Annotated in this window: 15 protein-coding genes and 1 pseudogene; all 16 read right to left on the bottom strand. The window is 43.2% G+C overall.

Translation table 11 applies throughout. From position 1 onward, the window contains the following. Positions 1–8: 8 nt before the first annotated feature. The 16 genes and pseudogenes from DFR58_RS10010 to DFR58_RS10085 all read right to left on the bottom strand — a co-directional run bounded on the left by DFR58_RS10010 (position 9) and on the right by DFR58_RS10085 (position 21,918). Positions 9–998: a sugar phosphate isomerase/epimerase family protein gene (locus DFR58_RS10010; RefSeq protein WP_114297712.1), complete on the bottom strand. Its 990-nt coding sequence runs from the start codon at positions 996–998 to the stop codon at positions 9–11. 141 nt (positions 999–1,139) lie between these two features. Further along, a complete protein-coding gene (locus DFR58_RS10015) occupies positions 1,140–1,310 on the bottom strand; it encodes a DUF362 domain-containing protein (protein WP_114297713.1) in 171 nt (56 codons plus the stop codon). A 63-nt stretch (positions 1,311–1,373) separates the two neighbouring features. Further along, positions 1,374–2,618 (bottom strand): oxidoreductase, encoded by a 1,245-nt coding sequence (locus DFR58_RS10020; protein ID WP_114297714.1) that lies wholly within the window; start codon positions 2,616–2,618, stop codon positions 1,374–1,376. 26 nt (positions 2,619–2,644) lie between these two features. Further along, positions 2,645–3,817, bottom strand: a complete 1,173-nt coding sequence (locus tag DFR58_RS10025) for a sugar ABC transporter substrate-binding protein (protein ID WP_170138111.1) — start codon at positions 3,815–3,817, stop codon at positions 2,645–2,647. 31 nt (positions 3,818–3,848) lie between these two features. Beyond that, a complete protein-coding gene (locus DFR58_RS10030; protein ID WP_114297716.1) occupies positions 3,849–4,913 on the bottom strand; it encodes an ABC transporter permease in 1,065 nt (354 codons plus the stop codon). Then, positions 4,906–6,399 (bottom strand): sugar ABC transporter ATP-binding protein, encoded by a 1,494-nt coding sequence (locus tag DFR58_RS10035; RefSeq protein ID WP_114297717.1) that lies wholly within the window; start codon positions 6,397–6,399, stop codon positions 4,906–4,908. The genes DFR58_RS10030 and DFR58_RS10035 overlap by 8 nt, the downstream gene beginning before the upstream one ends. 430 nt (positions 6,400–6,829) lie before the next feature. Continuing rightward, complete coding sequence (locus tag DFR58_RS10040; protein WP_114297718.1) at positions 6,830–7,684, bottom strand: LuxR C-terminal-related transcriptional regulator; 855 nt, start codon at positions 7,682–7,684, stop codon at positions 6,830–6,832. Positions 7,685–8,012: 328 nt separating this feature from the next. Next, positions 8,013–8,830 (bottom strand): annotated as a pseudogene (locus DFR58_RS10045) (MerR family transcriptional regulator). A gap of 123 nt (positions 8,831–8,953) precedes the next feature. Further along, a complete protein-coding gene (locus DFR58_RS10050; protein ID WP_114297719.1) occupies positions 8,954–12,631 on the bottom strand; it encodes a type I polyketide synthase in 3,678 nt (1,225 codons plus the stop codon). A 217-nt stretch (positions 12,632–12,848) separates the two neighbouring features. Then, positions 12,849–13,274, bottom strand: coding sequence for a UDP-N-acetylglucosamine 1-carboxyvinyltransferase (locus DFR58_RS10055; protein WP_114297720.1), 426 nt, complete (start codon positions 13,272–13,274; stop codon positions 12,849–12,851). 207 nt (positions 13,275–13,481) lie between these two features. Beyond that, the gene (gene murG, locus DFR58_RS10060; RefSeq protein WP_114297721.1) at positions 13,482–14,591 is read right to left on the bottom strand and encodes an undecaprenyldiphospho-muramoylpentapeptide beta-N-acetylglucosaminyltransferase; all 1,110 of its coding nucleotides are present in this window, start codon (positions 14,589–14,591) and stop codon (positions 13,482–13,484) included. Positions 14,592–14,626: 35 nt separating this feature from the next. Further along, positions 14,627–15,736 (bottom strand): putative lipid II flippase FtsW, encoded by a 1,110-nt coding sequence (gene ftsW / locus DFR58_RS10065; RefSeq protein WP_114297722.1) that lies wholly within the window; start codon positions 15,734–15,736, stop codon positions 14,627–14,629. Positions 15,737–15,770: 34 nt separating this feature from the next. Continuing rightward, positions 15,771–16,754, bottom strand: a complete 984-nt coding sequence (mraY, locus tag DFR58_RS10070; RefSeq protein ID WP_114297723.1) for a phospho-N-acetylmuramoyl-pentapeptide-transferase — start codon at positions 16,752–16,754, stop codon at positions 15,771–15,773. A gap of 40 nt (positions 16,755–16,794) precedes the next feature. Next, complete coding sequence (locus tag DFR58_RS10075; protein ID WP_114297724.1) at positions 16,795–18,171, bottom strand: UDP-N-acetylmuramoyl-tripeptide--D-alanyl-D-alanine ligase; 1,377 nt, start codon at positions 18,169–18,171, stop codon at positions 16,795–16,797. An 11-nt stretch (positions 18,172–18,182) separates the two neighbouring features. After that, positions 18,183–19,658 carry a UDP-N-acetylmuramoyl-L-alanyl-D-glutamate--2,6-diaminopimelate ligase gene (locus DFR58_RS10080; RefSeq protein WP_114297725.1) on the bottom strand — a complete coding sequence of 492 codons (1,476 nt, stop codon included), beginning with the start codon at positions 19,656–19,658 and terminating at the stop codon, positions 18,183–18,185. Between the two features lie 58 nt (positions 19,659–19,716). Beyond that, positions 19,717–21,918 (bottom strand): PASTA domain-containing penicillin-binding protein, encoded by a 2,202-nt coding sequence (locus tag DFR58_RS10085; RefSeq protein WP_114297726.1) that lies wholly within the window; start codon positions 21,916–21,918, stop codon positions 19,717–19,719. Positions 21,919–22,030 lie beyond the last annotated feature (112 nt).

The raw sequence follows: 22,030 nt of genomic DNA on the forward strand, positions 1-22,030 counted from the left end.
CAAACCTCCTAATTCGCTATTGCTTCATCGAACTTTATATTTGATGCTTCAAAATCAATTTTCCTAACAAATGCCGCTGCCTCAGCTGCACCATATTCTCTTTCCATTCCGGAATCTTCCCATTCCACAGACAAAGGCCCCTTATATCCGACTTTGTTCAACACACGTATAATGCTTTCGAAATCCACATCACCGTGTCCCAAAGACCGAAAGTTCCATCCCCTGTTTAATTCTCCAAAATCAACATGGGAGCCCAGCAAACCGTTTCTGCCATCAAGCGTCACTGCTGCATCTTTCATGTGGACATGATAAACACGGTCTGCAAAGTCCATCAAAAACAGCTCTGGTTTGAGACCTTGCCAGATCAGATGGCTTGGATCGAAATTCAATCCGAATTCAGGTCTGTCAGCAAACTTCTCCAGCAACCTTTTTGTGGAATAGTAATCAAATGCAATCTCGGCAGGATGCACTTCCAAAGCAAATTGAATACCGGATTCCTTGAAAACATCAAGTATTGGCGACCAAAGGTCATAAATTTCCTGGTAGCCGGCTTCTATAACTGCTTCCGTTGTCTGAGGAAAGCTATACATGTATTTCCAAATCGGTGAACCTGTAAATCCGGTGACGACTTTGCATCCAAGCTTCTTCGCTGCAATAGCGGCATATTTCATATTGGTAACCGCCCATTTGCGAATTGCCTCAGGGTTATCTGCAAGCTCAGCAGGTGCAAAATTATTCAAGCGAGGATCATTATAATCACCTACACATTGTCCGATAATATGTGTTGCCAGAGCATATACCTTAAGCCCATACTTATTGAGCAGTTTTTTGATATCCTCAATATACCGGTCATCATCAACAGCTCTTTTCAAATTCAGATGGTTACCCCAGCAGGCAAGTTCAAGTCCGTCATATCCCATCGCTTTAGCTTTCCGGCACATTGTTTCCATTTCAAGATCTGCCCATTGGCAGGTCATAAGAGTCAACAATCTTCCCATAGTTCTATCCTCCTGCTCTATTAATTTTTGTTGGGTGACAAACATTCCGCCATATGCTGCCAAATGATTCGTCAATTGCATTTTGAAGGAAAAGGCGCTTTGATTAAAAATCAAAACACCTTTTCCAATAAAAGTCCTAAGTTATCCCATATACGCTGCATTTTTGGGACATTCAATTTCACATGCATAGCAATCAAAGCATTTTTCCCTGTCAATTTCCATGTGCTTTTCGCCCTCTGAAATAGCTCCAACAGGGCAGAATTTCACGCAAATACCACAGTTAATGCAATCATCATCTATAACTCTAGCCATAATCTATTTCCTCCTCAATATTCAAGATATCTTATAACGGTTGTTTTTTATTACATCTGCCGTTCAAGTGTGTTTTGCCTTCAGTTTTCCTTCAGCTTTGATCATATCCACATACACAGTTGTGTAGTGCTTGTCATAGGTAGCGCAGCCACAATTGTGCTGACGAATGAGCAACTCTACGCAATGGTCGCAAAGGGTACACCAGTGTACTTCCTTATCCTTGTCTTCCATCATCTTCGCAGGCAGATAGGGATCAGCAAATGCCTGCCGGCCGATGGCTACTGCATCCACGACACCTTCCTTGATATTTTTGTTTCCCCAGAAGCGAAGTGTATTGTTTTCTGGCTTTACAGCGCAGAATGGTTGTTTGCCATCTCGGAAGATGGAATATGCAGAACCCATTACAACGGTTTCTGGCTTCAAATTATCTCTGCATATCTTCTGGAAGTAGAAGTGCAGATAAGCATAGTCAGGTGTGCGCCTGTCAGGATGCGCAAGATCCAATGTATGGGATGGTGAACCGGCAGATTGTAAAATGTAATGTGCTCCATGTGCTTCCAAGGTTTTGATGAGATCAATTGATTCTGTCAAATCCATGCAAGCACTGTCTGGGCTCATTGTACCTACACCGCCCGGAAAACCTTCATACATTGAAATTTTGGATCCAAGTATGAAGTTATCATCGTTCACAGCAAGACGTACCCGATCATAAATGTCAATAGCAAACTGTCTTCTGTTTTCCCAGGCTCCGCCATATTTCCAGTTATCTTTGTTGAATGGGCGTAAGATCTGTGTGCCAAGATACCCATGGCAAAGTTTCAGGTCAACACCATCCGCTCCAACTTCATACGCATATCTAGATCCAAGTACGTAATCCTTGATAACCTGTTCGATTTCAGCCTCTCTGACAAGTTTTGCATCCTCATATCCCGCAAGTGGTTCTTCAGTAACGCGGATTCTTTGTGAATACACGTTATTGCTTATTTCACCTGAATGCGTGATTTGGAATAAGAAAATGGTCTCCGGGTTAATCGCCTTGAGGTGACTGACAAATTTCTTCAATGCCGGCAGATTGTGTTCCTTAATAGAAAGCTGATTTTTACGTGCAATGTAATCATACTGGGGTGTAATAGCCTCTAAAACAACTACGCCGGCTTTGCCTTTGAAGTAGTCTTCATAACGTTTGTAGGTTAATGGGCTTGGGTCACCATTTGGCAGTGCATCGCAACATTCCATCGCATTGATAACAATACGATTTGGCGCTACCTTCTTTCCAATTTTTAGTGATGTAAATAATGATTCGCTCATGTCATTTCCTCCATGGATTATTTTTATTAATGCTTTGCCATATAATCATCTACTGCTTTGTCAAATTTCTCATATTTTACCATGTTCTTATCATAGCTTTCTTCGTAATAAGATAGATTCCATTCAAAAACATTATTGGCACGTTGCTTCATGTAGGTGTCAAGTACCCAGGATATCCCCTTGTCTGTATTCTTTGCATCAAGAATAATAGACGGTGTAATTTGAATTTGCTTTTTGTATGGCTCTTTTGAGAAATACTTTACAATTTGCTGTACACATAGGTCAGCACTTAGTGAAGGGGGATTTGGAACAGAAATTGCAAGTCCTCCATCTTTCATCGCATCCCAGCCAGAGTCTTTACCATTGTTTGAAACAACGACAATACCATCTTTCCCGTCGTCCGGATATTGCTTAATTGGTATATCGCGTTCTTTAAGAACCTGAATGACGCCAAATGCAGTTTCGTCATTTGCAGCAAAGACCACATCAAATTTTTCTCCAGAATCAATTAATGCTTCCATAATCGGAACGGTTTTTTCTTTCTGCCACTCGCCACTTGCCAGAACCTTCAACGGTGTCATGCCGGCTTCATCAAGAGCCATTGCAAAACCAACCACTTCGCCCTCGGCCATTCTCTGGCCAAGCTGACCAGGTATTGTGACGCATTTGGCCTGGGGATATTTTTCGCTAACCCATTGTCCTGCCATATAACCCATCATTACAAAGCTGTCTGTTACATGTCCCTGAATTTCAGATCCTGCTTGCAATTCAGGCTTGCCACCAACATAAAAGATTGGAACACCGGCACTGTTTGCAGCTGCAATAGCAGCAGAGCTGCCTGCGGTATTTGCACTTATAACTGCGATCGCATCAACGCCTGCAGATATCATATCCTGAACATTGGCCAGCTCTTTTTCTGCACTATAAGCAGAGTTTAGTTCGGCCACATTCATGCCATAAGATTTTGCTACTGCTGTAAATGCGTTACCGAAAGCAGCATAATAGTCATCCGGTCCGGCATTTATAAAGGCTAATTTTTTGTTCTTCAGATCTACGGCAGTATCTGCGTTTGTCCCCGGAGTCAGAACTGTTGTATCCGTTCCGTCAGATGTTGTTACAGGTGCTGGAGCATTGGATGAACATGCACCCATGGACAATGCTACTACAAAAACCATAAATATTGTTGCAAGTTTCTTCATTGTTTCCTCCTTCATCGTAAACAAGTTATTTTTAGGCTATACTTCTCTGGTTCAGTCTTGTTTTTGACTTTTTTCTCAATCCGCTATAATATCCAATGAAAACAGATAAAACAATTAAGCCTCCCTTCATAACATATTGATAATAAGGATTGACTCCCAAAATGTTCAGCGCGTTTGAGATACATCCAAGTAAGATGACCCCTATCAAAGCTCCCCAGACATTTCCCTTCCCGCCGGACATTGCAGTTCCACCCACAACAACTGAAGCTATTACATCAATTTCTTTTCCTTGTCCCATATTTGGGCCACCCGTACTCAATCTGGAAATCATAATCATTGATGCAATGGAAACAAAAAAACCATTCAATCCATAAACCCATAATTTGAAATTTTTTACGCCGATGCCTGCCAAGAATGCAGAATTTTCATTTCCTCCCACAAAGTAAAGCCGACGGCCGAACTTAGTATATTTAATGGCTAACCATACGATAACCGTCAGTAATACATACAAGATAACGGATGAAAATATTTTAAAGTTGCTAGTTATATTAATTGAGGTTTTGCCTATAAATTCAAATTTATCTCCGATGCTAATCTCCCGGCCATTTGTAATCAGATAGATAAAACCTTGGTATATGCTCATAAAGCCTAATGACACAATAAATGATTCCAGTTTAGTACGGGATATAATCAAGCCCATCAGCAGCTCACAAACAATAGCCGTGGACATGCCTATCAGTACAATAGACCACATTGGCAGGTTGCCCGCTTTTATCAGCGAAGCCATCAGAACACCGATAAAGCCCATCAACTGGCCGACCGAAAGGTCAATTCCACCCATCAGCATGACAAGCGTCATCCCAATTGCGAGAATGCCTGTGATTGATACCTGCTGCAAAACACTTGAAATATTTCTTGATGACAGAAAAGCAAGATCCTTGAATACCATCCCTCTTGCTAAAAAGAATTCGGCAAGAACTACCAATGCAATTACAAGCAGCAATACAAATAAAATGGATGAATTTTCATGATGCATTAGTTTTTTTGTAAGTGCATTTTCCCACTTTTTTTCATTGACTAAGTCCTTTTTAATCATCACTACCACCGCCTATTGAAAATTTTAAAATATTTTCTTCTGTCATTTCATCTTTGGGAATATCAGCAACCAGTCTCCCCTTGCGCATAACCAGTACACGATCACTCATTGCAATTAATTCAGGCATATCAGAAGAAATCATTATGATACTTTTTCCTTCCTTAAGCAGTTGTGTCATGATTTTATATATCTCTTCTTTGGCACCAATATCTATTCCTCGGGTAGGCTCGTCAAAAATGTAGATGCTGCCGTTGGTTGCAAACCATTTTGCAAGAACTACCTTTTGCTGGTTTCCGCCAGATAGCAGACTTACCTTCTGATGAACAGTTGGCGAAACAACATTCATGCTCTTGCAATATTTTTGTGCAACCCTCAAATCATCTGAAGGCTTTACAAATCGTTTGTTGTCTTTTGAATACATGGCGATATTGGAATTACTGAGAATAGAATGCTGCAGTGATAAACCGGTTGATTGTCTGTCTTCCGTAATAAAACACATACCATTTAATATAGCATCTATGGGAGAATCAATTCGGACATCTTTCCCGTCTATTTTAATGCTGCCGGTGTCAGCCTTTTTGACACCGAACAAAAGCTCTGCCAGTTCAGATCTGCCCGCTCCAACCATACCCGAGAAACCGACCAATTCACCTTCACGAACAACAAAAGAGACATTACTGACACCGTTTCCCGAGAAATCGGTCGCTTCGAATTTGATGCCTCCAATATCCACCTTTTCACGGTTAAAAAAGGAACATACATCACGTCCTACCATGTCATTGATTAAGGTGCATTCATCTAAATCCTTGATATTGTAAGTATTGATTTTCATACCGTCACGAATGACTGTGACGCGATCAGCAATTTCAAAAACTTCTTCAAGATGATGAGAGATATAAATAATACTGATTCCTTCGCTAGAAAGCTTCTTGACAATATGCAGAAGATTTTTGATTTCTGCTTGACTGAAAGAGGCTGTTGGTTCATCCAGAATAATCACTTTTGATTCTTTTATAAATGCTCTTGCAACCTCAACTGTTTTTTGCTCACCGCTTCCAAGCTGTCCAACAATATCAAATGGCGAAATATCAGAATTCAAAAACGCTAATATCTCCGAAGTCTTCTGTACCATTTCGGACTTCCTGAGCAATCCGCCTTTCGTATATTCATTTCCTGCAAATAGATTTTCATATACGCTCAATAGCGGAAACAGATTATGCTCCTGATAGATGGTTTGTACACCCAGTCCCATTGCTAAATGGGGCGTATTATTTTCAACAACCCTGCCATCTATACGTATTGTCCCACTATCTGGCATATGTGCTCCGGAAAGTATTTTGATTAAAGTGGATTTTCCGGCACCATTTTCACCACAAATACAATGCACTTCCCCTTTCCGCACATCAAAACACAGGTTATCAAAAACCTTTACACCCGGGAATGACTTTGAAATACCGTCCATCTCCAGTATCGTTTCGCTTTGCATTGTCACTTACGCCTCCCCCTGACTAATATGTAAAATTTTCAAATATATACTTTAACATCGATACAACTTTACATCATATATGAAGGATTGCATTCAAATATTTGATAATGACTGGATGTGTTTTATTGTTTTTGCTTAAATTTAAACTGACTATGTATAATATTATTATGCAATATGCACAATTTAGCCATCCCAACAATGTAATAGGTTAATACCAGTAAACTTTAGTATCTGAAAATATACCTGAATGTTATTTTCCAGACATATAACAAACTTGTTTTTTTATATGTATACATAAAAGACAGCGTGACTTCCGCTAAAGCTAAAAAAAGTCAAAAAAATAGCGTCCAAATCGAAGTTGAACGCTATTATAAAACTATTTTATTTTTAAATTTAATCTTTCTCGGCATTGTTTTTAATACATTTTCATTTACATATTCATTTCAATATATCGCTGCAAATTGACCTCTGGACTAAGATTCAGTTTTTTACGGATATTGGTGCGGTGAAAGTCCACTGCCTTTTTTGTTATCTGTAATTGATCAGCAATCTCCTTACTCAGCTTGTTTTCAACGATTAATTTTGCTATCTGGATTTCCTTCGGTGATAATCGTTCAAACAAATATTCTTTCTTCTCGGTAATTGTATGTGTCGATAAATCCAATTGGCGTTTAACAATGTTCATGGCTTCTGCATCTAATACATTTTCTAAATACCGCAAAACCGGCTGAATAATGCGATCAATATTGACCGCAAAATTACGTTCCATTATTTCTTTTTCTTTTCGTTTTTCTTCAAGAAAGCCCATCAAAAGTTTATTTTGACTTTCTATCAGCTCGGAAGAGAGCTCTAAATGTTTGAATTTGCTGATATCTCGAATATATTCAATGGCAAGAATGACTTCGTTGTCATTATCAAGTATAGGGGTGCAATAAATTTGTTGCCATCCAAAAGCAGCCTTGCTATTTTCAAACGGAACTATACCCGTAGTTGGATTTTTATCCTTAATCGCCTTCAAAACAGGACATTCGTCGCACGGCTCTGAGCGATGATGATATACCGCATAACACTTTCGCCCTTTCGTTGGTACATAGTCAGGATACCAACACAAAATTGTCGGGTTGATGTATATAATGTTTAAATCCTTATCCAAAAAGCAAATGCCATCCTGCACAAGTGTCAATAAACTTGTCAGCAAACCATCACTCAGATCTTCCATGAGACTATCCATTTTAAATTTCTTAATTTCAGGGATGTTTATCCAATCTTGGCTTTCAGGTATCATTGATTTATCCTCCGGATATAGTGTAAATATAAATTAGAATTTATCGCTGCCAATGTCTTTAGCACATAACACAATCACTGTTCAATTTTAAATGCTGTATTGATATGTTAAAGTACTAACAAGGCTATCATTAACGATATTTACTAAAATTTTGCTATTAATCCATCAGGTATGATTCTGACAATGTTGAAAACTCTTATTGAAAGTCTTTCCAAAAGCTTTTATCGTTTGTGCAAAGCAATTATATATAATGATACACCAAAAAACCACATTTGTAAATTGCATGATTTGTTATTTGTCGATACTTTTTGATTATTAGATTCACTTTTTATATCTTTTCCAAAGGTATTTGAATTTCGGTAAGGTACTTATCGGGGCTTTCCTCGTTCCAAGGCCCGCGGTGGACAATTTGCCTGCTCTGCCCGCTCATTTTATACTGGCTGTGAGCTTGCAGCCAGCTTGCGAAGGCAAGGTATGCGCCCGAAATGTTTTTAAAAGGTCCGTACACCATGGTACATGCCATAATCGGCACAGGCTCGGTATTGTGCGGTATGTAAAGCCGCACATGTCCTTTTCTGTACGTGACACGGGAGCGCATATTTCTATATCCACATCCGTTTCCCTGTAATCCGTGTCATGGTAAATGGTAAATGTGCTGTTTGAAATGGGAATGCCGTTTTTGTCTGCAAAAGCCGACATTTCCTCCCACAGCTCGCCCTCGGCATAATAATCGCATACAATCCTCCTTAAAGAAAGCACCTGACAGCTTGGTATGGATTTAATAGAAACATTGTAATGCGTCGCTATTCTTTGCTGCCGGATATCCCTTTTTGCCAGCTCGATTTTAAACAGCTTATCCTGCGCGGCCTTAATTTCACCTTCAATCTCCAGTCGTTTATTTTCAAGCCGATCAGTTATAAACCCGTCGTCCCAGTGCTTCATGGCGGCGGCAATTTCAGCAACATTAAAGCCTAAATCACGTAGGAATACTATTTTATTCAGAACATCAATTTGTTCCGCGGAATACAGCCTGTAATTTGTAAATTTATCTGTCTTGGCGGGCTTTAGCAATCCCGTCTCATCATAATATCTTAACATTCGGATTGATACTTGCGTTAACTTGGAAAACTCACCTATCTTGAACATGCACATCACCTCTGTACTGAAATATTATATCCTGCACAGAATTAAAGTGCAAATAAATAAGTATCAATGATATCCTTAAATCAGGCATTTCCCTTTGCGGGCAGTCAGAGTACCTTAGTTCTTTTAAAGCTCGCCCTCTTCGTATTCTCCTTCCATATCCTCGCCATAATCGCCCAATATTTCCGCCAGCTGAGCAACCGTAGACCTTTCAAAAAAGCTTTGCAGATTTATGTTTTTATGAAATTTCTTTCGCAGGATTGAAATCATTGAGGTAGCAAGCAGCGAATGCCCTCCCAGCTCAAAAAAGTCATCATTTATGCCAACGGGGTAAACACCAAGCTGTTCCTGCCATATGTCGGCAATTGCTTTCTCCGTCTCACTTTCAGGGGGTATATATTCCGTCCCCAGCTTGGGGCGGTTATCCTGCGCTGCAGCTCTATTTGCGCTCTGCTTGTGCTCTTGTCCCGATGAAAGCCTGAAGCTGTTAATCTCTTCAAGCCTCCCTAAAAAGTCTCCCGGAACCACAGCTACCTGCTCAAACGACCGCGCCGATATAATACGGTCAAGCAGCTCCATCCCCTCTGCAACGGTAATTTTTCTTCTTGTGCTCCGGGCTCCGGTATTGACCGCCATACCTACCTGGCCCCATTCATCCCAGTTCACCGATACGGTAAAGGTGCTTGATATTGTGTTCCTATAGTGAGCGTATGCATCCAAAAAGGAATTGGCCGAACAGTAATCAATAAATCCCGCCTCTCCCAAAATAGAACTGCTGGATGAAAATAATACTATAAAATCCGGCTCATCCCTGCCGATAAGCTCGTCTATAACAAGAATTCCCGAAACCTTTGGGGCAAGCACCTGTGCGGCAAGCCGGATGTCCTTTTCCTGAATCAGTCCGTTTCTTGAAATTCCCGCCGCATGTATAACTCCGTTTATAGGGCCAAACCGCGCTTTAGCACTCTGTATCAGCTCACTCATATGCTCAAGGCTTGAAGTGTCAACACCGGCAGCCATAACCCGACACCCAAGCTCCTCTATTTGCAGGAGCTGGCTAATAATACCGCTCGTCTTATCCTCGCTGTCATGCGTATCAATCCACTCCTGCCACCTTTCCCTTGAAGGGAATTCCGAATACCTTGTTAATATCAACTTGACCTTTGCAAATTGCGCCATATGCAGGGCAACAGCAAGGCCAATACCCCCAAGCCCCCCGGTAATCAGGTATGTGCCTCCGTCCTTTACCCAGCAGCCATCACCGCAGCCTTCAATTTCTACATTTTCAACCGATTGAACCCACCTGTGACAACCCCTGAGCGCCACTGCCGTCTCAGGCTTTCCGGCAGTAAGCTCCGCTAAAATCATCGCCACAAGCCTGTCGCGCGGTGCATTGCTGTCAGGCAAGTCCACATCTATAGACTGGCAGAAAATATTGGTGTACTCCATGGGTATTACCTTGCACGGACCTATAACAACCGCCTTTTCGGGCTGGACGTCCCTTTCCTCAGATATTGCATGAATACCCGTCGATACCACCGCCAGCCTTATGTTATCATCTATAACACACTCTCCAAGTGCCTGTGCAAGAAAAAGCAGGCTGCCGAAGCCCGACCTTTCGCACCGGCCGAAAAGCTCTCTCCTTGAATTAAAAGGCTTGTCTCCCGTAACGCTCCAGAGATGAAGGATGGGACCCGGTTTTTTGTCATGGAATACCTCCCTTATCAACCGCAAATGGTCTTCTTTGCTCTCGGGATTGATTGTATATTCCGAGCTGCCTGTTCTGCAATACCCGTTGGCCGTTGAAACCGTTACTGTCTCAATCCCTTCCTCTTGCAGACGGCTCTTTATTTGTGCAGCCAACCCCATTTCATCCTCAAATATAAGCCATATGCCCTCCTTATCCAGCCTTTCCCCGTCAAAAGGAAGCCTTTGCGCCCTCTTCCACAGGGGAGAATAGAACCAATTGCTTAAATCATCGCCTGCATGGGACGGAAAATTGCTTTTCCTTGTCAGCTCCGACATATTGTATTGCTCCGCCCAATACCTTTTTCTTTGAAATGGGTATGTAGGCAGAGGCAGCTTAAGCCTTTTTTCATCCTCATGAAAGGAAAGCCAGTCTATGGGCGCGCCTTCCATCCATAGCACTGCCAATGATTCCAGAACCTCTCTTTGTCCTAGGTCCTTGCCCATAACCGAACATGCACCCTCATCGGAACAGCTCATATTCTTTGCCTGTCCTGAAAAAATCCCCTCTCCCCTGCCCGCTCTCAACATGCCGATTGCACCGCTTACACTGTCGCAAACTATTGCGCGCCTGTATTCAAACTCTTTTCTCCCCACGTGAAGAGTGTATGCGGCATCCGCCAGATTAATCCCGGGGTTTTCCTCAAAATGCCGCGCAAGATTGACGCACATGCAGTCCAATGCATTAAGACTCTTTGCCGACAGCGTTATCATGTGATAGCGCCTTGTAGAAGGGTGCTGCTGTGACGGCGGCGCTTCCTCAACCACCGCATGTACGTTTGTCCCCCCAAAGCCAAAGGAGCTTACTCCCGCTATTCTGGGCTTTCCGTTTGTTTGCCAGTCAATAAGCTCTGTATTTACATAGAAAGGACTATTCTCAAAATCAATCTTGGGGTTGGGATTTCTAAAGTTTATGCTTGGAGGTATTTGCTTATGCTTAAGCGCGAGAAGCGTTTTTATCATTCCCGAAACACCGGCGCCCGAAATTGCATGACCTATATTGCTTTTTACGGATCCTATCGCGCAAAAGCCCTTCTTGTCGGTTTGCCTCTCAAATACCATAGTCAGCGCCGACACCTCTATAGGATCTCCTAAGGAGGTTCCCGTGCCGTGAGCCTCTATGTAGCTTATATCCTCGGCATTTACTCCCGCTAAGCCCTGTGCAGCCGCAATCACCTCAGCCTCTCCCTCTCTGCTGGGTGCCGTAAACCCCACCTTGGTGGAGCCGTCATTGTTTACCGACATCCCCTTAATTACTCCGTATATGTGATCCCCGTCTCTTATGGCATCCTCCACACGCTTTAAAAGAATAACCCCTACCGCGCTCGTAAAAACAGTTCCGTAAGCATCGGCGTCAAATGGGCGCGTATGCCCGTCGGGAGATCCTATAAAGCCAGTCTGAAACATATAGCCGGATTTTTGCGGAAGCTTTATTCCCGCACCTCCTGCCAGCGCCATATCACAATGGTAATTAAGCAGCCCCTCATACGCCATGGCAATTGCAGTCATGGAGGTGGAGCAGGCAGTCTGTATATTAACGCTGGGGCCTTTGAGGTTAAATTCATAGGATGCCCTCGTCGCCACATAATCCTTGTCATTTCCCACCGCTATTGCAAGGTCGTCCTTGACACCAAGCTTATTAAAAAGGTGATAAAGAAAATAGTAGCTCATGTTGCTTCCGGCATATACACCTATGGGATAATTGTAGTCATTGCATGAATACCCGGCATCCTCCAGTGTTTCATAGCAGCATTCCAAAAAAAGCCTTTGCTGAGGATCAAGATTCTCTGCCTCTCTGGGATTGAGGCTGAAAAAATCGGCGTCAAACAGTTCAATATCCTCCAATATACCTCCCGCAAAAACGTAGTTGGGGTCGTTTATGCTTTCCTCATCTATACCGCACGCTCTTGCCTCTTCTTTTGAAAAGTAGGTTATGCATTCCTGTCCGCTTTTTAGCCTGTCCCAAAATTCCGCCGTATTTTTGGCCCCCGGAAAACGCCCCGAAACTCCTATGACGGCTATGCCTTCCAGAACACCCTCCATGCTTGTATCCTCCATTTCTCCATCCCCCTTAATGCTCCATTGTTAAATATAATTTTATGTAAATGTAATAAAACAAATTATTCTATATATTTATCTGTCGGCAAGCCTCGAAAATAGCCCCGATTAACCTTCTGCAATACAGTATCTGACCTTATACACCTTAATTGTTTATTTGAGGCTGGTATGCTTTAAATACCCTCTCTGTATAAATTATACTATTTATGTATACATACTAACATAATATGAAATACTTGTCAACGTAAGCCAACAGTAGATATGTTTTTAAGACAATATTATACACAGTGTATACACACCCACCCGGGTAGCATATACTCACTTTTCCGCACCGCGCCAGCATAGGGCCTATGAATATAACCGAGGATCTCATTTCAGTGGCAAGCTCCTGGGATATCTCCGTACTGCTTATGGTTGAAGAGTCTATAATTACCATATTGCCCTCCACCACAACCTTGCATCCTATATTTTTTAATATTTCAAACATTATTTCTACATCTTTTAATTTAGGGCAATTTTTTATTATATTAATGCCTCCATTTAGAACAGTTGCAGCTAAAACAGGTAAAACAGCATTCTTGGAACCCTCAACAGTTATTTCCCCTTTTAGTTTCTGCCCACCGGTCACCTCTATTCTGCTCACAAAAATACACCTCCATAAAACGCGGTGAAATACGGCATATGGCAACAAAAAACATTTATATTCGCATTTATGCACACTATTATTCTATGCATGGCATATAAAATTGTTACAGAGAAAGGGAAACGGGACACACCTCTCCGATGTCGAGGAATGTCCCGTGGGGTGGCGTGGTGGCAGGGGGGGCATGGATGGCAGGCTTTATGTAATCTATTTTACTCCCCGCGGACCGATGATTTGTGTGATGATTTCATATATCTTTTCACAGGCGTTTGATATTCCCATTTTTTTTGCGTTTCTGGACATTTTGCAAAGCTGCTCCCTATCCTTTAGCAGCTCTGTCATCTGATTGTACAATATATCGCAGCTCAAATCCTTTTCAAGGATTACAACGGCTGCGCCGTTCTTTTCTAAAGCCCTTGCATTATACTCCTGGTGGTTTGCGGTTACATAGGGCGAGGGAATCAATATTGAAGGCACACCCATAACGGTCAGCTCGCTTGTGGTTATGGCCCCCGCACGGCATATTACAATGTCTGCCGAGGCCATAACGTTTGCAGTGTCATAAATATACGGCAAAACCTGTACATATTGAGGATCTGCGTCCTTAAGCCTGTCGTTTATCCTTTCAAACTGCCCCTCTCCGGTGGCAAATATAAGCCTTAAGTCACTGCGCTTAAGATTTTTCAAAACCATATCCGCCACAGTATCATTGATTTTTTCAGCTCCCCTGCTTCCTCCCATAACTACCACTATGCGCTGTTCCAAAGGCAGACCGAGATTTTTTCTGGCTTCCGTCCTGCTTGCCAACGCCATTTCCTGCCTAACTGGATTACCCGTAAAGCAAAGCTCCTTTGCAGACTTAAAATAGCCCCTTGACTCCTTAAAGCTTATCGCCACGGCATTAACAAAGCGGGAAAGTATTCTGTTGGTAACCCCCGGAAACGCATTTTGCTCATGTATAAGCGTGGGAATTTTCATTCTTGAGGCGATAAACAGCACAGGGCCGCAGACATATCCCCCTGTGCCTATAACCACATCGGGCTTAAGTTCCTTAATAATGCCGCGTGCTTCTATTATTCCCTGAAAAAGCTCCTTTACGGCTATAAACGTGTCTGCCGACAGCTTTCTCTTAAAGCCTCTTACCGTTATAAGCCGGAGCTCAAATCCCTCACGGGGGACGAGCGAAGTTTCAAGGCCCCTTTTTGTCCCCGCAAACACTATCTTAGCATCGGGGCTTTTATTTTTAATATGCTTTGCTATGGATATACCGGGATTTATATGCCCGGCAGTGCCCCCGCCGGCTATTAATACCTTCAAAAGCTCACCTCATTTACTAAATTTATGCCATACGGCTATAGTCTATCATAGTTTGCATATCTGGATATATTCAAAAGGATTCCCACTTCCGCCATAAGGAAAAGAAGCGATGTCCCTCCATAGCTGAAAAAGGGAAGAGGCATACCTGTTGTAGGCATTGAAGAGGTCACTACAGCGACATTTATTATAACCTGTATTGCAATAAGGGAGGTAATGCCTATCGCCATCAGGCTTCCGAAAGTATCGGGAGCGTTTATGGATACCTTTATTCCCCTCCAGATCAGTATAAGGAAAAGCATTAATACAACAAACACACCTATGAAGCCCAGCTCCTCAGCTAGAATAGAAAGTATGAAATCATTGTGCGGCTCAGGCAGGTACAGGAATTTTTGCATGCTCTTTCCCAGTCCTTTTCCGAAAAGCCCCCCCGAACCAATTGCATAAAGGGAGTTTTTAATCTGCCATCCGCTTCCCTGAGGATCGCTTAAGGGATCTAAAAACGCATATATCCTCCTCATCCTGAACGGCTCTATTATAATAGCTGCCGCAAGGCCCGCCACAGCCGGAATTACCATAAGTAAAAAGTGCCTCATTTTTGCTCCGGCACAAAATAAAATTACGCATGAAACGGAAACAATAACAAGCGTGGCGCTTAAGTGCTTCTGAAGAAGCACCAGAGGCAGCGCTACCACGCCAATAATCACAAGATATGGAAGCAGCCCCTTTGCAAAGGAGCTTAGCTGATCCTTTCTCTTTGAAAGGCTGTAAGAAAAGAAAATTATTACGGCCATTTTTGCAAACTCCGACGGCTGAAAGCCAGGCCCTATATTTATCCATCTTCTGGCTCCGTTGGCCTCAACCCCTATTCCGGGTATGGCAACAACTATCAGCAAAACTATGCTTATAACCAAAAGAATCGGAGACAGCTTTCCCAGCTTCTTATAGTTGAAATTCATCGCCACAATCATGCCCGCAAAGCCAACAGGAAGAACTGTTAGCTGTTTTTTAAGGTAAAAATAAGCGTCCCCGTCATTATTATTATATGCCCAAGGCGCACTGGCACTAAATACCATTATAGTCCCCAATGCCAGCAAAATCAACACCGTCATAAATATCCAGAAATCAAAAGGCTTTTTCGATTTCATCAATTACCTCCAAAACAGACCATGCGTTATTATACTAAAAAAAGCTGAATCCAAGCACTACCAAGCCCGCAATACAGCAGGAAAGCGTCGCCACCCAAAAAACAGCTACAACCTTTGTCTCCTTCCACCCGCAAAGCTCAAAGTGATGATGCAAGGGAGCCATTTTAAATACCCTTTTCCCTCTCAGCTTAAAGGATGCAACCTGAATTATGACAGACAACAGCTCAATAACATAAACGGCACCCACCACAAGTATTATAAACGGCATTTTAAGCATAATTGCCGTAGAAGCCACCGCACCTCCCAAGGCAAGCGAACCGGTGTCTCCCATAAATACCTTTGCGGGATGTATATTAAATGTAAGAAAGCCCAGACATCCTCCTGCCAATGAGGCGGAAAAGATTTTTATATAATCCCATTCGGGTCTCGTCATTGCCACAACAGTAAAAAACACCATTACTATAAGCGTCATCCCTGTGGCAAGACCATCTAAGCCATCTGAAATATTTACTGCGTTTGTAGTCGCAATAAGTACAAAAACATTAAACAGCACAAAAAACCAAATGGAATTTACCTTGCCAAAAAGGGGTATTGATATGTCGGTATCAACATTCGTTCCAAGAGCCAAATAAAGGACAAAGGCGGTGGATATAAGCAAAAGCCCCAGCATTTTCTGCCTTGCATAAAGCCCATCCTTACGCTTTTTTACAACCTTAATAAAGTCATCTATGAATCCTATTGCGCCAAAGCCTATGGTAACAAGCACAAGCGGCAAAATTTTAGCGTCATACCTGGCAAAAAATATGCCTATCACAAGCAGCGGTATTAAAAAAATCACTCCTCCCATAGTAGGTGTCCCCGTCTTTTTCAAATGCGTGGACGGCCCGTCGTCTCTCACCGTCTGACCGAATTTCAGCCTTGCCAGCATTGGAATAAAAATGGGGGCCGCAATAAGCGCAAGAAAAAAGGTTGCGACAAAGACCACTACCTGTATGGAGCTATAAAATTGTATATCCAAATTTTTTCACCTCACGTTGTAAATTAATTGCTTCTAAGCCTTAAGCCGTAAACCGCTCTACTATTTCTTCCATTTTCATTCCTCTCGAGCCCTTCACAAGGATTACGTCTCCCTCTTTAAACAGCTCCTTTAAAAAATCCGCCGCGTCCTCATTTCTCTCAAAGCTATGTACCCTGCATTTTTCGGCCCCTGCTTCAACCGCACCCGCAGCAATATTTTTCCCGCTTGCCCCCACTGTTAAAATATAGTCCACTCCTTTGGAGACTGCAAATATTCCCACATCCACATGGGCATTAAGAGCCCATTCCCCCATCTGCAGCATATCTCCCAGCACTGCTATTGTACGGTTATTTCCCGCCAGCTCTTTAAGCACATTTATAGCCGCTTCCATAGACTGGGGGCTTGCATTATATGTATCGTTTATAACAGTCGCTCCCTTATGCTTTATTATATCCATTCGCATTTTAGACGGAATAAACCGGGCAATTCCCTTTATAATGGAGTCCATATCCATTCTCAGCTCAATGCCTGCCGCAACTGCCGCCAGAGCGTTATAAACATTATGAAGCCCCGGTACCGGCACGTGTATCTTATAATCCCTTCCGTTTACCGTCAATTCAAAGCCTGTTCCTTTTTCTCCTTCAGTCTTAATATTAAATGCCTGATAGTCAAGACCCTCCTCCATACCATAGAATACAGTCTTAAAGCTCACCAGATCCTTAATACCATACAAAAGCTTGTCGTCTCCGTTCAAAATAACAGTTCCGTGATTGTGAAGCCCCTCCAATATCTCCAGCTTGGCCTTCAGTATATTTTGCCTTGAGCCCAGCTTTTCAATATGAGAAAGACCTATGTTTGTAATTATTGCAATACTTGGCCTGACAATCGACGTAAGGCGGCTTATTTCACCAAAGCCGCTCATCCCCATTTCAATAACAGCGGCCTCATGTCTGCCGTCAATATTAAAAATGGTCAGCGGAAGTCCTATTTCATTATTAAAGTTCCCCTCTGTCTTCAGCACGTTAAAGCTTCCGGCCAATACCTCCGCAACCATATCCTTGGTGCTTGTTTTGCCAACGCTTCCGGTAATGCCGACAAAAGGAATAGCAAACCTTTTTCTATAATATTTTGCAATTTTCCCAAGAGCCTCAACAGTATCGCAAACCCTGATTATGGCCTTTCCCGGCACTTCGGGAGTAAGACTGCTTTGAGTAAGTGAAGCGGCTGCTCCCGCCTCTAAAGAGCTTGTTATAAAATCATGTCCGTCAAACCGCTCTCCCGCAATAGGTACAAACAGAGCTCCCTTTCCGACTCTTCTTGAATCGGTTGAAATACTGCAAATATCAAGCTCCGCATCCCCAAAGGCCAATGTGCCTCCCGTAGCCTCTAATATTTCTCTGCATTTTAAATTCTCCATTTAAATACTCCCTATATACTCATTCTCAAGCTGGTGCTGTCCAATTCTCCAAGAATTTCCGCCACAACTTCTCTCTCATCAAAATGAACTGTTTTGTCCTTGAATATCTGATACGTTTCATGTCCTTTTCCCGCAAGCACTATTATATCTCCCTGCGCCGCGTTTTGCATGGAATATTTTATGGCGCTTCGTCTGTCTGCGATTGTTACATATTCCGCTCCCGTCCCTTTAATGCCCTCCTCTATTTCCTTAAGTATGGCCTCGGGCTCTTCCGTTCTGGGATTATCCGAGGTGATAACGGTGTAGTCGGCTATCCTTCCCGCTACCTCTCCCATTACCGGCCTTTTGCCCCGATCCCTGTCTCCTCCGCACCCGAAGACACAAATCAATCTCCCCGGAGCATATGCCTTAACGGTGCTTAATATGTTCTCAAGGCTGTCAGGCGTGTGGGCATAATCAATCATTACGGTAAAGTCCCTTCCAGTGTCAACTATTTCCGCACGGCCTGGCACACTTATTGCTTCAAGCCCTTTTTTCACCGCATCATACCCTATGCCTGCAATTCCGCATACACCTATGGCGGCAAGTGCGTTGTACACACTGAACCTTCCGGGAACGTTAACCCTTATTTCGCCCTCGAACCACGGTGTCACCGCATAAAAATCCACACCTCCGGGGTGCTCTGCAATGTCTGCCGCCCTGATGTCCGCTTTGCCGTCTATTCCATATGTTAAGACATCGCATTTCGCTGCCTGTATTATATATCCCGAATATTTGCTGTCTATGTTCACCAGAGCCTTTTTGCACATTGTAAAGAGCTTGGCTTTAGCTCTCAAATAATGCTCAAAGTCAGGATGCTCATTAGGGCCTATGTGATCTTGAGATATGTTGGTGAAAACACCTATGTCATAGTCACATTGAGATACCCTGTGAAGCTCCAGCCCTTGGGATGAAACCTCCATCACAACACTGTCAACCTTCTTCTCAAGCATTTCGGAAAACAGTGCCTGAAGGTCATGAGACTCGGGTGTTGTACGCTCTGTAACAAGCACCTCTCCGCCTATTCTGCTGCCTAAAGTGCCTACCAGCCCTACCTTCTGCCCCGCAGCCTCCAAAATGGATTTAACCATAAACGAGGTGGTGGTCTTACCCTTAGTTCCCGTTATTCCCATAAGGGAAAACCGCCTTGAGGGATGACGGTAAAATGCCGCCGATACTTCCGCAAGGGCTTCTCTGGTGTCTCCAACCCTGATAGCGGTAATTCCCCTCGGTACATCCACATCCCTCTGGATTAAAATCGCACTCGCCCCGTTTTCCGCCGCTGATGCTATGTAATTGTGCCCATCGGTCTTAAAGCCTTCAATGCACACAAACACAAACCCGCCTCTAACCCTTCTGGAATCATATGCAATACCCGATATTTCCAGTTCTGTGCTCCCCCAAATGCTTATTACCTTCAAATTATCAACTAAGTCTTTTAACAGCATATAAACCTCCATATGTCAGTCTGCCCTTATAATTAAAATTCAACCCTGTACCGGCAATTTATTCAGTATCCAAAAATCTCAATTCCACCTCTACAACTGTACCCTTCTCAAGCTCTGTCCCGGGCTCAAATTGCTGCTCAACCACTACCCCTATTCCCTTGCCTTTTACATTCAGGCCTACCTTGCTGAGAGTTTCCACAGCCTCATCAATAGTTTTGTTTTTAATGTCTGGCATTTTCACCTTAATGCCCTGCTGTGGCTTATAGGTATATAATATAACAACAGATTTTTTAGTCAAGCTTATTCCGGGCTTAGGAGACTGCTCAACTACTATTGTATTATTGTCGTAGCCTTCTCCCTCTATGCTGTACTTAAGATTAACGCCCGTGGCGGACAATATCTGTCTGGCCTCGGCAGTACTCTTGCCTCTTACATCGGGGACAGTAACCTGATCCTCAAGCTCTTCCTTATCCTTCTCAGTGTATCTTCTTTCCACACCAAGGTATTCAAGACTGTTTTCAATAATATCCCTGACTACCGGAGCAGCTATCTTGCCCCCTCCATGTCCGAAGGGCGAGCTGGGATCGGGATAATCAAGAACCACAAGGACACATATAACAGGGTTGTCGGCGGGTGCAAATGCGGAAAAGGAAGCTATATACCTTCCCTTGCTCTTAGTCTCAGTCGTCTCGGACGTACCCGTCTTGCCTGCCACTCTGTACCCCGGCACATATGCATTACCTCCCGTCGCAGTATCAACCGAAACGACCCCCTCCAGTATTTCACACAGGGTGTCTGAGGTTTGCTTGGAAATAACATTCCTCACCGGCTGGGGCTCAAACCTCTCAATAATATTTCCATCCGAATCGGTTATTTCCTTAATAACTCTCGGCTTCATAAGCGTTCCTCCGTTGGCAATAGCACCGTAAGAGGATATCAGCTGAATAGGCGATATCTGAAATCTCTGGCCAAAGGCAGCAACCGCCATATCTATTTCCTTAGGCTGTGCATGGATTTGGCTCTGTGCCTCTCCGGGCAGCTCTATCCCCGTTCTGTCATAGAAGCCGAAGGCCTTCATATACTTGTAAAATTTGCTTACCCCCATCACCTGAGCTAAGCGTACAAACACAGGGTTGCAGGAGTTGTACACACCCTCTGCGAAGCTTTCCTCCCCATGAGGCCTGTAGCCTCTCCAGCATTTAATGGTATTTCCCTGAACAATAACGGGAAAGTCATTGACGCGGGTCTGAGGGGTTACAATTCCCTCCTCAAGGCCCGCCGCGGCGGTAATGGCTTTAAAGGTAGACCCCGGCTCATAGGTGTCAACCACCGCCTTATTCCTCCACACAACGGAAAACATAGCTTTCTTTTCTTCAGAGGACATGCCCTCCCATTCTGCCTTATCTGTATCAGTAGGACAGCCGAAGGGGTCGTTGGGATCAAAATCAGGCTTGGAAACCATAGCCAGAATATCTCCGTTTCTTGGATCTGTTACAATAGCAGTGGCTCCGTTCAGAACCATATTGTCGGTCACCGCTTTTTCAAGAGCTCTCTGTGCAAAATACTGTATCGTTTCATCTATCGTCAGAACTATATTGGCGCCGTCCTGAACCCCTATGTGTTTTTCCTCATTAAGCGGAAGTCCTCTGCCCCTTGCATCTGTTTCACTTAGGATTTTTCCCGGAACTCCCTTAAGATACTTATCCATCACCGCTTCAATTCCGTCCAGCCCCTGATTGTCATCACCCGTAAACCCAAGAATATGAGCCGCAAGATTTCTGTTAGGGTAATACCTCTTGCTGTCCTCGTCTATGTATATTCCTCCCACATCGTGTTCCTTTGCCCATTTCCTTATATTATTGCCTACTTCATCATCTATTTTTCTTTTTATTATTTCATACATGCTTTTTTTCTTTATTTTTTTCAATATACCCTCGGGGTTCATGCCAAGAATTTCTCCCAAATTATCGGCAATAGTTTCCTGATCAAGCTTAGATTCCCTTACCTCCTGAGGGTTAATGGTTATTTTTTCTACCGAAGCACTTACAGCAAGAGGCTTTCCGTTCCTATCAAAAATAGTCCCTCTCTTAGGGCTTATATCGCGCCCTCTGGTCTGCTGGGAAAATGCCTTCTTCTGATAGAAATCACCCTGTACTATCTGTATCCATCCAACCCGGACTACTAAAGCAGCTATTAATACAGAAAACGTGACCAGCAAAAAAATCAGTCTTTTTTTCATCGTCAACCCAAGCCCTGCCAATTTGTACCCCCCCAAAAAAGCCTTTTGCACCCTTTTAAAAAATCACTGCCTTTTTTAGTTTATTCCCTAAACCCCAATATTATTTCTATGATATAAAGCAAAAAGACTACAG

The sequence above is a fragment of the Anaerobacterium chartisolvens genome (assembly GCF_003337415.1).
Lineage (GTDB): Bacteria > Bacillota > Clostridia > Acetivibrionales > DSM-27016 > Anaerobacterium > Anaerobacterium chartisolvens.